The sequence below is a fragment of the Chryseobacterium sp. SIMBA_028 genome, assembly GCF_046535285.1.
Taxonomy (GTDB): Bacteria; Bacteroidota; Bacteroidia; order Flavobacteriales; family Weeksellaceae; genus Chryseobacterium.
The window spans coordinates 1-261 of the sequence record NZ_JAWRWZ010000439.1 but is presented as its reverse complement, the minus strand read 5'-3'; the positions used below and the strand labels follow the sequence as shown (position 1 = coordinate 261).

1 protein-coding gene is annotated in these 261 nt (G+C 35.6%); it reads left to right on the top strand.

Annotated features, from left to right (window positions below; translation table 11 throughout):
- Positions 1 to 261, top strand: a 261-nt coding sequence (locus tag SCA31_RS24040) for a hypothetical protein (protein WP_410699508.1), incomplete at both ends; no start/stop codon positions are given.

Below are 261 nucleotides of genomic sequence, written 5' to 3'. Positions count from 1 at the left end.
CCTTAAGGAACAGCAAAAGATTCTCGAGGAAATGAGAGCTTCTGAGTCCAAAAAGAAGAAAGCTGACAAAGATAAAATAGCGAGCTACTCTAAAGAGATACATGATATCAATAGTCAAATTCAGCAAATCGTAGATGATTTTAAATTATCTGTAACGACTGTTGATTTTAAAGATTTTGCTCAGAGTTTATCAGATTCGATAGTTGAAGCATTCGGAAAAGGTGAAGACGCTGCTCTATCCTTTGAAAAGGTTGCTGATGA